Source organism: Pseudomonas sp. PDM25 (genome assembly GCF_019219045.1).
GTDB lineage: Bacteria > Pseudomonadota > Gammaproteobacteria > Pseudomonadales > Pseudomonadaceae > Aquipseudomonas.
In genome coordinates, this window is the sequence record NZ_JAHUWL010000007.1 from 412,825 (window position 1) to 426,911 (window position 14,087).

General features: G+C 56.9%; 11 protein-coding genes, 2 tRNA genes and 2 pseudogenes. 12 read left to right on the plus strand and 3 right to left on the minus strand.

What is annotated here, in order from left to right:
- The first annotated feature begins 24 nt into the window (after positions 1–24).
- The 4 genes from pheT (at position 25) to KW848_RS16220 (ending at position 3,215) form a co-directional block, all read left to right on the plus strand.
- The gene (pheT, locus tag KW848_RS16205; protein ID WP_218537444.1) at positions 25–2,406 is read left to right on the plus strand and encodes a phenylalanine--tRNA ligase subunit beta; all 2,382 of its coding nucleotides are present in this window, start codon (positions 25–27) and stop codon (positions 2,404–2,406) included.
- A gap of 3 nt (positions 2,407–2,409) precedes the next feature.
- The gene (ihfA, locus tag KW848_RS16210) at positions 2,410–2,712 is read left to right on the plus strand and encodes an integration host factor subunit alpha (protein WP_002553164.1); all 303 of its coding nucleotides are present in this window, start codon (positions 2,410–2,412) and stop codon (positions 2,710–2,712) included.
- Positions 2,693–3,049 carry a MerR family transcriptional regulator gene (locus KW848_RS16215; protein ID WP_003179985.1) on the plus strand — a complete coding sequence of 119 codons (357 nt, stop codon included), beginning with the start codon at positions 2,693–2,695 and terminating at the stop codon, positions 3,047–3,049. The genes ihfA and KW848_RS16215 overlap by 20 nt, the downstream gene beginning before the upstream one ends.
- 89 nt (positions 3,050–3,138) lie before the next feature.
- A tRNA-Pro gene (locus KW848_RS16220) sits at positions 3,139–3,215 on the plus strand.
- Positions 3,216–3,361: 146 nt separating this feature from the next.
- On the opposite strand, the gene KW848_RS16225 is transcribed toward KW848_RS16220, so the two are convergent.
- Positions 3,362–4,111, minus strand: a complete 750-nt coding sequence (locus KW848_RS16225) for an NADPH-dependent F420 reductase (protein ID WP_218537445.1) — start codon at positions 4,109–4,111, stop codon at positions 3,362–3,364.
- Positions 4,112–4,212: 101 nt separating this feature from the next.
- Here KW848_RS16225 and KW848_RS16230 point away from each other — a divergent pair, with 101 nt between their 5' ends.
- From KW848_RS16230 to KW848_RS16240, 3 genes and pseudogenes are all read left to right on the plus strand, one after another.
- Complete coding sequence (locus KW848_RS16230) at positions 4,213–4,620, plus strand: helix-turn-helix domain-containing protein (protein WP_218537446.1); 408 nt, start codon at positions 4,213–4,215, stop codon at positions 4,618–4,620.
- Between the two features lie 137 nt (positions 4,621–4,757).
- A complete protein-coding gene (locus tag KW848_RS16235) occupies positions 4,758–5,384 on the plus strand; it encodes a TetR/AcrR family transcriptional regulator (RefSeq protein ID WP_111452662.1) in 627 nt (208 codons plus the stop codon).
- 9 nt (positions 5,385–5,393) lie between these two features.
- Positions 5,394–5,599: pseudogene (locus tag KW848_RS16240) on the plus strand (outer membrane protein transport protein); the annotation flags it as partial.
- Here KW848_RS16240 and KW848_RS16245 read toward each other — a convergent pair.
- Both KW848_RS16245 and KW848_RS16250 read right to left on the minus strand, forming a co-directional pair.
- Positions 5,585–6,194: pseudogene (locus KW848_RS16245) on the minus strand (SDR family NAD(P)-dependent oxidoreductase); the annotation flags it as partial. The pseudogenes KW848_RS16240 and KW848_RS16245 overlap by 15 nt on opposite strands.
- A 44-nt stretch (positions 6,195–6,238) precedes the next feature.
- Positions 6,239–7,699, minus strand: coding sequence for an efflux transporter outer membrane subunit (locus KW848_RS16250; protein WP_218537447.1), 1,461 nt, complete (start codon positions 7,697–7,699; stop codon positions 6,239–6,241).
- 219 nt (positions 7,700–7,918) lie between these two features.
- Between KW848_RS16250 and KW848_RS16255 the strand changes: the two genes are divergently transcribed.
- The 5 genes from KW848_RS16255 to KW848_RS16275 all read left to right on the plus strand — a co-directional run bounded on the left by KW848_RS16255 (position 7,919) and on the right by KW848_RS16275 (position 14,017).
- Positions 7,919–9,028 (plus strand): efflux RND transporter periplasmic adaptor subunit, encoded by a 1,110-nt coding sequence (locus KW848_RS16255; protein ID WP_218537448.1) that lies wholly within the window; start codon positions 7,919–7,921, stop codon positions 9,026–9,028.
- Positions 9,025–12,162, plus strand: coding sequence for an efflux RND transporter permease subunit (locus KW848_RS16260; protein ID WP_256365181.1), 3,138 nt, complete (start codon positions 9,025–9,027; stop codon positions 12,160–12,162). The genes KW848_RS16255 and KW848_RS16260 overlap by 4 nt, the downstream gene beginning before the upstream one ends.
- 516 nt (positions 12,163–12,678) lie before the next feature.
- Positions 12,679–12,753, plus strand: a tRNA-Gln gene (locus KW848_RS16265).
- A gap of 443 nt (positions 12,754–13,196) precedes the next feature.
- On the plus strand, positions 13,197–13,412 hold the full coding sequence (locus KW848_RS16270) for a hypothetical protein (RefSeq protein ID WP_111452665.1): 216 nt from the start codon (positions 13,197–13,199) through the stop codon (positions 13,410–13,412).
- A 263-nt stretch (positions 13,413–13,675) separates the two neighbouring features.
- Positions 13,676–14,017 (plus strand): hypothetical protein, encoded by a 342-nt coding sequence (locus KW848_RS16275; RefSeq protein WP_218537449.1) that lies wholly within the window; start codon positions 13,676–13,678, stop codon positions 14,015–14,017.
- The last annotated feature ends 70 nt before the right edge of the window (positions 14,018–14,087 follow it).

Sequence of the window (14,087 nt, forward strand, 5' to 3'; positions counted from 1 at the left end):
GTAACGAATTCTTAGGAGAGCAGGATGAAATTCAGTGAACAATGGCTGCGTGGCTGGGTAAGCCCGCAGGTAAGTCGTGACGAGCTGGTTGCTCGTCTGTCGATGGCCGGTCTTGAGGTTGATAGCGTTACGCCGGCCGCCGGCGAATTCACCGGTGTAGTGGTGGGCGAGGTGCTGAGCACCGAGCAGCACCCGGACGCCGACAAGCTGCGCGTTTGCCAGGTCAGCAATGGCTCGGAGACTTTCCAGGTCGTTTGCGGAGCGCCGAACGTGCGCCCGGGACTGAAGATCCCGTTCGCCATGATTGGTGCTGAACTGCCAGGCGACTTCAAAATCAAGAAAGCCAAACTGCGGGGCGTTGAGTCCAACGGCATGCTGTGCTCGCAAGCCGAGCTGCAAGTCGGCGAAGGCAACGATGGCCTGATGGAATTGCCGGCCGATGCGCCGGTCGGTCAGGACATTCGTGAATACCTGAGCCTGGACGACGCCAGCATCGAGGTCGACCTGACCCCGAACCGCGGCGACTGTCTGTCCCTTGCCGGTCTGGCCCGTGAAGTCGGCGCGCTCTACGCCGCCGAAGTCACCCGTCCGGTGGTTGCTGCCGTGCCAGCCGTGCATGACGAAGTGCGTTCGATCGAAGTGCTGGCGCCAGCCGCTTGCCCGCGTTACCTGGGTCGTGTGATCCGTAACGTTGACTTGTCGAAGCCAACGCCGTTGTGGATGGTCGAGCGTCTGCGTCGTGGTGACGTGCGCAGCATCGACGCTGCCGTCGACATCACCAACTATGTGATGCTGGAGCTGGGCCAACCACTGCATGCATTTGATCTCGCCGAAATCAATGGCGGCATTCGCGTGCGCATGGCTGAAGAAGGCGAGAAGCTGGTACTGCTCGACGGTCAGGAAGTCAGCCTGCGTAGCGATACGCTGGTGATTGCCGACCATACCCGCGCCTTGGCCATCGCCGGCGTCATGGGGGGCGAGCACAGCGGCGTCAATACCGCGACCACTCGCGATGTGTTCCTGGAAAGCGCGTTTTTCGATCAGATTGCTGTCGCTGGCAAGGCCCGTTCCTACGGGTTGCACACCGATGCCTCGCACCGCTACGAGCGTGGCGTGGACTGGCAACTGGCCCGTGAAGCCATGGAGCGCGCCACCGGCCTGCTGCTGGACATCACTGGCGGCGAAGCTGGCCCGATCATCGAAACCGTCAGCGAGCAGCACCTGCCGTCGATTGCACCCATTACGCTGCGTGCGCAACGCATCACTCAGATGCTGGGTATGGAAATGGATTCGGCCGAAGTCGAGCGACTGCTCAGTGGCTTGGGTCTGAAGATTTCTGCCGATGGGGCAGGGCAGTGGCGCGTTGAAGTGCCAAGCCATCGCTTCGACATCAGCCTGGAAGTCGATCTGATCGAAGAGCTGGCTCGTCTGTATGGTTACAACCGTCTGCCGGTTCGTTACCCGCAAGCTCGTCTGGCGCCGCAGGCCAAGGCTGAAGCGCGGAGCGATCTGCCTGAGCTGCGCCGTCTGCTGGTGGCTCGTGGCTATCAGGAAGCGATCACCTACAGCTTCATCGATCCGAAACAGTTTGAGCTGTTTAATCCAGGTGTCGAACCTCTGTTGTTGGCCAACCCGATTTCGAACGACATGGCCGCCATGCGCTCGTCCTTGTGGCCAGGTCTGGTCAAGGCGCTACAGCACAACCTGAACCGTCAACAGGATCGCGTGCGTCTGTTCGAAAGCGGCCTGCGTTTCGTCGGTCAGCTGGAAGGCCTGAAGCAAGAGCCGATGCTGGCGGGTGTTGTTTGCGGTAGTCGTCTGCCGGAAGGCTGGGCACAAGGTCGCGATGTGGTGGACTTCTTCGACGTCAAAGCCGATGTGGAAGCGGTGCTGGGCTTCGCCGGTGCACTGGATTCATTCACTTTCGTGCCGGGCAAACACCCTGCGTTGCACCCGGGTCAAACCGCGCGTATCGAACGTGAAGGTCGCTTGGTCGGTTTCGTCGGCGCTATTCACCCTGAATTGTCGAAAACTCTCGGTCTCGACCGTCCAGTCTTCGTCTTCGAGCTGGTTTTGGCCGAAGTGGCATTGGGTAAAATGCCTAAATTCCAGGAGTTATCGCGCTTTCCTGAAGTACGTCGTGATCTTGCACTAATCGCCGAAAAAGACGTCGCAGCCAGTGCCGTACTGGACGTAATCCGTGAAAATGCAGGCGAATGGCTGACAGACCTAAGGCTATTTGACGTGTATCAGGGTAAAGGCATTGATCCTGATAGAAAAAGCCTTGCAGTCGGCTTGACCTGGCAGCATCCATCGCGCACTCTTAATGACGATGAGGTGAATACCACGACGCAAAACATCCTCACCTCGCTCGAACAAAGGTTGAACGCCACGTTAAGGAAGTGACGTATGGGGGCTCTGACGAAAGCTGAGATGGCGGAACGTCTGTATGAAGAGCTGGGCCTGAATAAACGGGAGGCCAAGGAATTGGTCGAACTGTTTTTTGAAGAAATCAGGCACGCTCTTGAAGACAACGAACAAGTCAAATTGTCCGGTTTCGGCAATTTCGACCTTCGGGACAAACGCCAGCGGCCTGGCCGCAATCCGAAAACGGGTGAAGAAATCCCGATCACGGCTCGCCGTGTGGTCACCTTTCGTCCAGGGCAGAAGTTGAAGGCCCGAGTTGAGGCTTATGCTGGAACCAAGTCATAACGACGAACTTCCCGTCATCCCAGGCAAACGCTACTTCACCATTGGTGAAGTCAGCGAGCTGTGTGCGGTAAAACCACACGTGCTGCGCTACTGGGAGCAGGAGTTTCCTCAACTCAACCCCGTCAAACGCCGCGGAAACCGCCGGTATTATCAGCGACAAGACGTGCTGATGATCCGGCAGATCCGCGCGCTTCTTTACGATCAGGGGTTCACCATCGGCGGCGCACGCTTGCGTTTGTCCGGCGATGAAGCCAAAGACGACACGACCCAGTACAAGCAAATGATCCGCCAGATGATCGCCGAGTTGGAGGATGTTCTGGTGGTACTCAAGAAATAAATTCCTGCTTTTAAATACTTCCAGTTTTCAAAAGCTTGCGATATATTCTTGAGCGTTCTTCGAGAAGAGGAACGGGTTTAACGCCTAGTCGGGGCGTAGCGCAGTCCGGTAGCGCACTAGCATGGGGTGCTAGGGGTCGAGTGTTCGAATCACTCCGTCCCGACCATATAATTCAAAGGGTTGCGAGATTTTATCTCGCGACCCTTTTTTATTTTTGGTCGTTTTTACCCCTCCCCACAAAACCACCGGCTCTGGGTGGAATTTTCGATGGATATCAAAGCGTGGCTTCTGGTTAGATCGGTGACGACGAATTCAGCTTGCCGTGTTGAAGCTCCGATTAAATCCAACTACGTCATGATGAGAGGGATTTTTGGCGAACAGGGCAGAGAGTTGCGCATTGAACGCCTCTCGCTTCTGCGCTGCGACTCCCTTGACTGCGGCATTCAACACGGGACGCATCTCATCAGCGGTGTAATCGCAGCAGTACGCTGGCGTACAGGGTTGTTGACGCCATGAGTCCTCCAGGCTGCCACTGTCGACTGGCTCGAATCCAACTTCATTGACAAGTTGCATGACGAGATTCTTATGATTTGCATCGTCACCAGCAACGGCGACTCCCAGACGGTTTTCCGCGCCTTTTGGCTTTCCAAGATTCTCTAGCGAATAAGCCAGAATATTATTGAATGCCTTGATCACCGGTCGGCCAAGCTGCTCGCTAACCCAGACGCTCTCCGTTTGACCATTTTCCAAAGCAGCGATGCGCTCGTCTCTCAGGCCTGGGTAGTAATTACTCGTGTCGATCACTGGAACCGAAGATGGCAATGCGGCCAGCAGGTTCTTAGGAAGAGCCGCCATGGCCGGTAGGGGGATGGAAACAATCACAGTATCGGCGCCGTCGAAGACATCGTTCAGATCGCAAGCAATAGCACCCACTTCCTTGGCAAAAGCGCTTACCGAGTCTTTTCCGCGAGAGTTGGCGACGCTGACCTCGTGGCCAGCAGTGACAAGCTTGCGGGCAAGGGTTCCGCCGATAGATCCAATACCAACGATCGCGATTTTCATAATGCCTCCAGAGATTCAAAGTCCGGATACGTTAGTATCAGTACTGCAGTATCCGCAAGAACCGACGATTTAGTCTGTAACCCACCAAAAGGTAAGTATCGATGGCGCGTGAGTGGGAATGTGAGAACCCTTTACGACGGCAGGCCTGGTCTGCCGCTATAAACGCTACGCTTCGCGTTTTGGAGGGCAAATGGAAAATTGTGATCATTAATGAGTTGATGGCCGCTAAAGGCCGGCCGCTTCGGTTCTCCGAACTGGAGAAGCTCATTCCCGATGTCACGCAGAAGATGCTCATTCAGCAATTGAAAGGGCTTCAGCAGGACGACATCGTTCAGCGTACCGTATACCCAGAAGTGCCGCCGCGGGTGGAGTACGCGCTAACGGTGCTGGGTCATGCACTCGGCCCGGCTATGACTGCCCTTATAGACTGGGCAGAGCTTCGTCATCAGCACGAGGCAAAGGAGACAAAGCTGTCTAGCGTTAGCGACAATGAGCTGTTGGAGCGCTAGTGCGCCGTGTTGGACGTAATCAAAATGTCAGCTCGTTTCAAAGCTGATGAACTGTGGTTTCCAAACGTTAGACTTGTGACTATATGTTTATTTGGTCACGATCTGTAGGTCCTCGATAGGGTGAGTAAGCTATTTCCATGAATCAGCCATCAATATCTTCATCTTCGCCCAGCTCCCGTGGCCCAGTTGATCACGAGATTCGCGATCAAATTGTCGCAGCGGCCAACGAACACTTCAGTCAATACGGCTATGGCAAAACCACGGTTTCCGACCTGGCCAAGGCCATCGGGTTTTCCAAGGCCTACATCTACAAATTTTTTGATTCCAAGCAGGCGATCGGTGAAGCCATCTGCGCAAATTGTCTGGCAGAAATCGTCGCGGCTGTGGAGCAGGCTATCAATGTAGAAGACCTGTCGCCGACGGAGCGCTTTCGACGTTTGGTCAAAACGGTGATCGCCACAGGTGTGAATCTGTTTTTTAACGACCGAAAACTCTATGACATTGCAGCGTTCGCGGCGTCGGAAAGCTGGCCCAGTTCGCAGGTTTATGACGCACAGATCAAAAGCTTCGTGTTGCAAATCGTGCGAGAGGGGCGAGAGATTGGCGAATTTGAACGCAAGACTCCGCTGGACGAGACAGTAGAAGCGATACATCTCGCGCTACGGCCATTCGTTAACCCCTTGCTGCTGCAGTACAACCTCGATTTTGTCGAGAAGGCGCCCACGCTTACTTCCAACCTCATCTTGCGTAGCCTCATGCCTTGACCTTTGAATGCCTTCAACGACAAAGTTTCGATCGGTTTCGGTCCGACCATCAACCGTATCGGTGGTGAAATTTCCGGTATGGTGCCCAATCCGCTTAGCCCTGGTCGCAATGACGGAAAACTCAAAGCACGGGTGACGACACTGCCCTGGGTTTTAACGCCGGTATCTTGGTGCAGGCTACAGATCGACCCCGTTTGGGCGACACTCACGCGTCCGACTTGCAGGGCGCGGATTCCTGCACGCACGACGGGTTGAGGCTGCATCATCACCATTTTCAAGGCCGGGTTGTTTGGCGCTTTCTGCAAATCCGGTATCTGACATCCCAGGGCAAAGTGCAGTAACGACGACGCCGTCATTTTTCAGCTCACGATGAAGCGCATCAGAGAAGCGAAGAGCATAGGCTTTCGCGGCAGAGTAAACGCCGAAATTCTTCACGCCCAAGAAGGACAGCAAGCTTGCGACCATCAGGATTTGCCCACGTTTGCGGGCTCTCATGTCGGCGGCGAAAAAGCGTGTCAGGGCTGTCAGGCTGGCGATATCCAAATCAATCTACGCCAGGGACTCATCCAGAGGTTGATCCAGGAAAGGCCCTTGCAATCCATGACCGGCATTGTTGATGAGCGCATCGATCACTATATTGCGTTCGCGGAGTCGCTCATGCAGTTCGATGATCGCCGGGATCGAGGACAGGTCTGCTTGTTCGACGAACACTTCAACGCCGAAGCGTTCGCGCAACTGCGCCGATAGCGTTTTGCCAAATCCGCTTGATGCTCCGGTGATGAGCACCCAGGAATTCTCCTTCGATTTCATTTCGCTGTACTCCGGTTGGTTTCTATTGAGCTCGCCTGGTCAGGTCATCGTGTCGCAACAGACTGGGCTTCAGGAGGTTGCCAGCCACCACCAAGCGCTTTGAATGCCGCGACCGCCGCTCGTGCCGATTCCGTTCGCGCTTGCGCCCGGGCATCGGAAGCCTGCAGCATCGTTTCGTTAGCGTGCAGGACATCGATCAGACTGGCCGTGCCTTTTTCATAGGCAATGAACGACGATTGGCGAGCCTGTGTCAGAGACGCCTCTCCCCCGGTGAGGGTGGTTGCTTGAGCTTCCCGATTTACCAGCGAGGAGAACGCGTTCTCGACATCCTCGGTGGCGCGCAGCACAGACTGACGGTAAGCGGCCAGGGTTTCGGCTTCCTGTCCCTTGGCTTGGTCGATTTGGGCGTTTATGCGACCGAAGTCGAAGAGTCTCCAGCGTAGCCCCAATACGCCCGCCGACTGGCTGGCGCCGCCGGTAAAAAGGTTGCCTGCGGATACAGCCGTGGCACTGCCCAGCAATGCGCTAAGAGAAAACTTCGGGTAATACTCGGCAATCGCCTCCCCGATGCGAGCGTTTGAGGCCGCAAGACGGCGCTCAGCAACAATGAGATCTGGCCTGCGGCGCAGCAAGTCGGCCGGCGTTCCCATCGCCTTTAACTGCGGCGCTACAGGAATGCTCCCCGTATTTGCCAATTGCGTGCGGTGAGTGCCTGGTGGTGTGCCGAGCATGACATCCAGTGCATTCATGGCAGCATCCAGGCCGGTCTGCAGAGCCGGTACTGTCGCTTGGACCTGCGATAGCGCCCCCTCGGTCTGGCGAACCTGATAGTCGGCGGCGAGGCCCTTGCTGTAGAGCAATTGGACTTTCTCTAGTAGCCCCTGCTGCGTTTTGACTTGCCGATTCGCAATGTCCAGCCGGGTCTGCAGTCCGCGGATAGTGATGTAGATATCAGCGGTCTGCGCGGCGATGGCCAATCGTGTGGCAGCGACACCCGCCTCGGAAGCCTGGTACTCGGCCAGTGCAGCCTCGCGTCCGCGTCGCAGTCCGCCAAAGACGTCCACCTCCCAGCTGGCATCGAGGTTCGCCTCGTAGGAGCTTCCGTACCGATCGTAGCCAGGCGTTGAGTTCAACACCTGGCCGAGCGGCGTCTCGATTGACTGGTAGGAGCGCGCGGCTTGTCCGCTGATGTTCCCCGAGGGCAGTAAAGCGGCATTTGCAGCACCTAGTCCGGCCCGTGCCTGCGTGACTCGCGCCGACGCCTGCGCCAGGTCCAGGTTCTGCTCAAGTGCCTTGGAGACGAAGTCGGCTAGCAGTGGATCACCAAAGCCTTCCCACCAAGCTACAAGGGTGGTTGGCGTCGCTCCACGCCGCTGTTCGACAGAAGGCTGACCCAAGTAATGATCCGAAAGCGGAGCGTCTGGACGATGGTAGTCCGGACCGACCGCGCAACCTGCCAATAAGCCGGCGATGACCAAAAGAGCAATTGGACGGAGGGGAGGCATTGAGATTCCTTCAGTCGAGGATATTTGTGACCATGTTACGCAATAGTCACCTCGTGTCAATTGAGCTGATTTGAACAGATTTTTGGTTTTAGTCATCTACGGCGGCGACTTCTTCGTTGAGCTTGAAACGCTGGATGTTCCATGGATTGTGACTATTGACACGCGTGGTCACTAGAATAAGAATATGACGCCTGTCCTATTTTTTAAGTAAGGGAACCTATGCGCCGGCTTCGACCTTTCCCCATTGCCGTTTGCTTGTTGCCTCTCGTCCTGACGGCATGTGGCGACTCATCCACTGTTGACGATCCACGCACGCATGCTCCTTTGGTGAGGCCTGGAACGGTTCAGGGTTCCTCCGACACCTCACGTTCTTTCACGGGCGTGGTGGCTGCCCGCGTCCAGGGTGACCTGGGCTTTCGGGTATCCGGCAAGGTGCTTGAGCGTCTGGTCGACACCGGTCAGACCGTAAAACGTGGTCAGCCGCTGATGCGCCTTGATCCGATCGATTTGGGGTTGCAGGCGCGAGCACAGCAGGAGTCGGTCATAGCCGCTCGGGCCCGAGCCAAGCAGACAGCGGATGACGAGGCGCGATATCGCAGTCTGGTTGCCGCAGGCGCTATTTCTGCATCGGCTTACGACCAGATCAAAGCCGCAGCGGATACCGCAAAGGCGCAGCTTAGCGCCGCTGAAGCGCAGGCTGACGTCGCCCGTAATGCTTCTGGTTATGCGGTGTTGCTTGCGGATTCCGACGGCGTGGTGGTGGAGACGCTCGCCGAGCCCGGACAAGTTGTCAGCCCGGGACAACCCGTGGTTCGACTGGCGCGGGCAGGGCAGCGCGAAGCCATCGTGCACCTGCCCGAGACGTTGCGCCCCGCAGCAGGATCCACTGCGCAGGCAACGCTTTATGGCAATACCACGGACGCTGTTACAGCGAAGCTGAGGCTGCTGTCTGACTCGGCCGACCGCATGACACGCACCTTCGAGGCGCGGTATGTGCTTGAGGGCGCGCTGGCCAATGCGCCGATAGGTTCGACCGTCACGCTTCGGATCACTGAAGGCGCCACGCAAGGGCAGGGGCTGCAAGTACCGATCGCTGCCGTTTATGACCCAGGCCAAGGCACTGGCGTGTGGGTCATCGCCGGTACACCGGCGAAGGTGGCCTGGCGACCTGTACAAGTCCTGGGTTTGAGCGACGACACAGTGCAAGTCGCGGGCGACCTCAAAGTCGGCGAGCAGATCGTAGCGTTAGGCGCACATCTGTTGCGCGAAGGTGAAGAGGTGAGGTTGCCTCAACAGGATGACGAAAAAGTTGCCGGGGGGCGTCCATGAGCGAGGGTCGCTTCAATCTTTCCGCGATCGCCGTTCGTGAGCGATCTATCACGGTGTTTCTGATCTTTCTGATCGCTGTTGCAGGCACCCTGGCGTTCTTCCAGCTGGGGCGTGCGGAAGATCCTCCGTTTACGGTCAAGCAGTTGACGGTCATTACCGCGTGGCCGGGCGCCACGGCGCAGGAGATGCAGGATCAGGTAGCAGAGCCACTTGAAAAACGCCTGCAAGAACTGAAATGGTACGACCGCACGGAAACCTATACGCGGCCCGGTCTCGCTTTCACCATGGCGTCGTTGTTGGACCGCACGCCACCCTCACAGGTGCAGGAAGAGTTTTATCAGGCGCGCAAAAAGCTCGACGACGAAGCCACCAAGCTACCGGCGGGTGTGATCGGGCCATTGGTCAACGACGAGTATTCGGACGTGACGTTTGCGCTGTTCGCCCTGAAAGCCAAGGGCGAGCCGCAGCGCTTGCTGGTGCGTGATGCTGAGTCGTTGCGCCAACAACTGTTGCATGTGCCGGGCGTGAAGAAGGTCAACATCATCGGTGAGCAAGCCGAGCGCATTTTTGTGTCCTTCTCCCATGACCGACTGGCCACCTTGGGCGTTTCTCCCCAGGACATCTTCGCCGCGCTGAACAGCCAGAACGTGCTCACACCCGCCGGTTCCATCGAAACCAACGGGCCGCAGGTTTTCCTGCGGGTGGATGGCGCTTTCGATAAATTGGAGAAAATTCGTGACACGCCCCTGGCGATTCAGGGGCGCACGTTGAAGCTCTCGGACGTGGCGACGGTTGAACGAGGCTACGAAGACCCTGCCACCTTCCTGGTGCGCAATAACGACGAAGAGGCTTTGTTGCTAGGGGTCATAATGCGCGAGGGCTGGAATGGCCTGGACCTGGGCAAGGCGCTGGACGCCGAGACGGCGAAGATAAATGAAGGCATGCCGCTGGGCATGACGCTGACCAAGGTCACTGATCAAGCCGTGAACATTGACTCGGCCGTTGGCGAGTTCATGGTCAAATTTTTTGTCGCGCTGCTTGTGGTGATGCTTGTTTGCTTTCTCAGCATGGGCTGGCGGGTAGGCCTCGTGGTCGCAGCGGCGGTACCGTTGACGCTGGCGATCGTGTTTGTGGTGATGGCGGCCACCGGAAAGAACTTTGACCGTATTACCCTCGGCTCGTTGATTCTGGCGCTGGGACTGCTGGTGGACGACGCGATCATTGCTATCGAAATGATGGTGGTGAAAATGGAAGAGGGCTTCGACCGAATCAAAGCTTCCGCGTATGCCTGGAGTCATACGGCCGCGCCAATGCTCTCCGGTACACTGGTAACGGCGATTGGCTTCATGCCCAACGGTTTCGCCCAGTCCACTGCCGGCGAGTACACCAGCAACATGTTCTGGATCGTCGGCATTGCTTTGATCGCTTCCTGGGTCGTCGCGGTGGCTTTCACCCCTTACCTGGGAGTGAAGTTATTGCCAGACATCAAGAAGGTCGAGGGTGGGCATGCGGCTATCTACAACACCCCCCGTTACAACCGCTTCCGCCGGGTTCTGACACGCGTCATCGCCCGCAAATGGCTGGTGGCTGGCACGGTTATCACGCTGTTTTTCGTGGCAGTTCTGGGCATGAGCCTGGTGAAGAAGCAGTTCTTCCCGACCTCGGACCGTCCCGAGGTGATGGTCGAGGTGCAAATGCCCTACGGAACCTCCATCGCGCAGACCAGTGCCGCTGCTGCAAAGGTCGAGGCCTGGCTGAAAAAGCAGGAAGAGGCAAAAATCGTCACGGCCTATATTGGGCAGGGCGCGCCGCGTTTCTTCCTGGCGATGGCGCCAGAACTGCCCGATCCATCGTTCGCCAAGATCGTGGTGCTGACGGACAGTCAGGAGGCACGTGAAACCCTCAAGTTCCGTCTTCGCGAAGCGGTCGCTGCAGGGCTCGCCCCAGAGGCCCGAGTCAGGGCATCTCAAATTGTGTTTGGTCCGTATTCGCCATTCCCGGTGGCCTACCGGGTGATGGGGCCTGACCTGACGAAGCTTCGCGAGATTGCGGGTCGTGTACAAGATGTCATGCAAGCCAGCCCGATGATGAGGACGGTCAACAGCGACTGGGGCCCTCTGACGCCGACGCTGCATTTCAACTTGGATCAGAATCGCTTGCAGGCGGTTGGACTGACATCCAGTGCAGTCGCCCAGCAGTTGCAATTCCTGCTGGCCGGCGTGCCGATCACGGCGGTTCGTGAAGACATTCGTTCAGTGCAGGTGGTGGGTCGCGCCGCGGGTGACATCCGGCTCGATCCCGCCCGGATTGAAGGCTTCACATTGGTGGGCGTGGCGGGTCAGCGTATCCCGCTGTCCCAGGTCGGAGAGGTGGATGTGCGTATGGAGGATCCGATCCTCAGGCGCCGTGACCGCACGCCGACTATCACCGTGCGCGGCGACATTGCCGAAGGCTTGCAGCCACCGGACGTCTCGAGCGTGATCATGAAGGAGCTGCAGCCGATCGTAGACAAGCTGCCTGGCGGGTACCGGATCGAGCAGGCGGGTGCGATCGAGGAATCGGGCAAGGCCGGCCAGGCGATAGTGCCGCTGGTTCCCATCATGATTGCCCTGACGCTGTTGATCATCATTGTCCAGGTACGTTCGATCTCGGCAATGATCATGGTGTTCTTCACCTCGCCGCTGGGATTGATTGGCGTGGTGCCGACGCTACTGATCTTCCAGCAGCCGTTTGGAATCAACGCCCTGGTCGGGCTGATCGCGCTGTCGGGCATCTTGATGCGCAACACGCTGATTCTGATCGGGCAGATCCATCACAACGCCCAAGAAGGCTTGGACCCGTTTCACGCAGTGGTCGAAGCCACGGTACAGCGTGCCCGCCCGGTACTGCTGACAGCACTCGCGGCAATCCTGGCGTTCATCCCGCTGACCCATTCCGTCTTCTGGGGGACGCTGGCCTACACGCTGATCGGAGGCACGTTAGTCGGCACCATCATGACGCTGGTGTTCCTGCCGGCGATGTACGCCATCTGGTTCAAGATCCGTCCTGACTCGTTGGCGGTCAGCGACTCGAGTTCTTTGATGGTGATTTTGGCCATAAAGGGGATTTACCCCCACAAAAACGTCGGCTCTTGATGGACGTTACTGGACTCTCACAGTCGGCGACGAATCTACCTATCCGAACACGTCATGGCCAGTGAGCCCGTCTTCAGCTTCACCGGTCCACAACGCAAAATGGTATCGGCGATTCAGCGGATGATTTACGTGGCGAAGTTGTCGGCGAATCGGGGGGGGGATTATCGGTATCCGCAGGAGTCGGTGAGGGTGGGGGTGAAAAATGGCTATCTCGATTTTCCATTCGCAACCTGATGGATGACGCTGGGGCCGGAACTGTCACCGGCCACCTTCGTGGTACTGCTGGAAAACTCAAAAGCCCCGGAGAGGATTGGATCTAACCTGGATCAACAGTAAACGACTGTTTTTAAGCGAATTTTTTGTTTTTTATCTTCCCAGGCGAAGCGAAAGTTGATAAATTCCGCGCCTCTTACAGGGGGCCTTACAGGGCTTCTAGCGTAAGGACGCAGCATCTCGATGTTGCTCGCAAGCTGCAAAATCAGGAATAGAGTGCTGGGCACTCGTAGCAACAGATACAGGGGCGTCGCCAAGCGGTAAGGCAGCAGGTTTTGATCCTGCCATGCGTTGGTTCGAATCCAGCCGCCCCTGCCATTTTCCTTATACTCATTCAGGTATAACTCAGCCGGCATGCTCGAAAGCATGTATTGGCGCGTCCTCAGACCGTCACTGCGGCAATAGAATCTTCAAGCGTCCTGCTTATCTGCGCCAATATCCCACATCGATTTCATTGCAATACCGTAACCGTGAACCGCCCACTCTCGAGCGACCGCGCTATCATTCGTCTCGCGAGCGTTTGCAAGCGGGATCCTATAACGTTTGACTTTGCCATTTCGGGTGAAGCGCCAGCCGTTCGCAGTCCCGGCGACAGAGTTGAGGACAATGCAGTCGAAACGGCGATTCAATGGTGATAAGTTTCGTGTCGTTAGCAAGATGTTAAAGGTGGGAAGGGTGCGCCTGGTCATGGGCTCGGATGACGGCTACAGCTTCACCGGGAAATGGAAAGACAGAGCAATGCCCCGCAGAAGGGTTACTGAATGCCGAAGAAAAAGCCGGAAAGTAAAGTAGCAGCGACGGCTACTGCTAATGAAATTGAGCGCGCGATCCAAGCCCTGAACAGAATGGCTGAACGCCTTTGGGGAGAGGGTCGAGAGATCGAGGCGAAAGCCCTCCTTGACGCCCTTGATTCTCTAAACAGGGCACTGGACCGGATCAGGATTGGCGAAAGCCGCAGGGTTGTGACTCTTCATTGAAGACAGCCATGCACACCTTTTTGGATATGGACATTCAATGAAAAGCCCCTCTCCACTTGTTTGGCGGAAAAAACGCTAGCGGCGACGATGACATTGTAACCCCGGAAAAATCGGCGCTCGGTGCTTGTACGAGTTCCGGTTTTTATCCGTAACGCTGGCTTAATCAAGCGATGGTGAGATCACGCTTCTTCAGCGTCTTTCAGCAGACAGCTAAGACATTTTTCGAATGGTAACCGCTGTTTTCGAAGACTACATTCCAGCCCATGAAACGCTATCTGCGGTTTTGTATCATCTTGATGATTAGCCTGGCGCTTCCCCTCAGCGGGATGGCGGGCGTTCAGGCACCGACAGAACCTTGCCCAATGAAGACGATGGGCATGGCGATGATGGACGACATGGGGATGGACTGCTGCAACGATATGAAAAGCCCTTCCGAGCACGGCAAACCGTGTAAGCCGGGCCAGGAATGCAAGACAGGCGGCATGCTGCAAGTCTCGATCTTCAAGCCTCCTGTAACCGTATTCAGCCCCGTCGTGATTTCCTTCTTCAGCGATTCCCTACCCGTACAGGCCCCGTCCGGGGTATGGCGACCGCCTCGCGTTTGATTCCTGTCCCACATTGAGCCTCTTTCCGCATTAGCGGGATGGACTAGCTGCGCGCATGTCTTTTTGACGC

Coding starts and splice junctions, on each gene's coding strand:
- pheT (WP_218537444.1), top strand. CDS start 25: ATGAAATTCAGTGAACAATGGCTGCGTGGCTGGGTAAGCCCGCAGGTA.
- ihfA (WP_002553164.1), top strand. CDS start 2,410: ATGGGGGCTCTGACGAAAGCTGAGATGGCGGAACGTCTGTATGAAGAG.
- KW848_RS16225 (WP_218537445.1), bottom strand. CDS start 4,111: ATGAAAATCGCGATCGTTGGTATTGGATCTATCGGCGGAACCCTTGCC.
- KW848_RS16270 (WP_111452665.1), top strand. CDS start 13,197: ATGCCGAAGAAAAAGCCGGAAAGTAAAGTAGCAGCGACGGCTACTGCT.
- KW848_RS16230 (WP_218537446.1), top strand. CDS start 4,213: ATGGCGCGTGAGTGGGAATGTGAGAACCCTTTACGACGGCAGGCCTGG.
- KW848_RS16275 (WP_218537449.1), top strand. CDS start 13,676: ATGAAACGCTATCTGCGGTTTTGTATCATCTTGATGATTAGCCTGGCG.
- KW848_RS16235 (WP_111452662.1), top strand. CDS start 4,758: ATGAATCAGCCATCAATATCTTCATCTTCGCCCAGCTCCCGTGGCCCA.
- KW848_RS16255 (WP_218537448.1), top strand. CDS start 7,919: ATGCGCCGGCTTCGACCTTTCCCCATTGCCGTTTGCTTGTTGCCTCTC.
- KW848_RS16250 (WP_218537447.1), bottom strand. CDS start 7,699: ATGCCTCCCCTCCGTCCAATTGCTCTTTTGGTCATCGCCGGCTTATTG.
- KW848_RS16215 (WP_003179985.1), top strand. CDS start 2,693: ATGCTGGAACCAAGTCATAACGACGAACTTCCCGTCATCCCAGGCAAA.
- KW848_RS16260 (WP_256365181.1), top strand. CDS start 9,025: ATGAGCGAGGGTCGCTTCAATCTTTCCGCGATCGCCGTTCGTGAGCGA.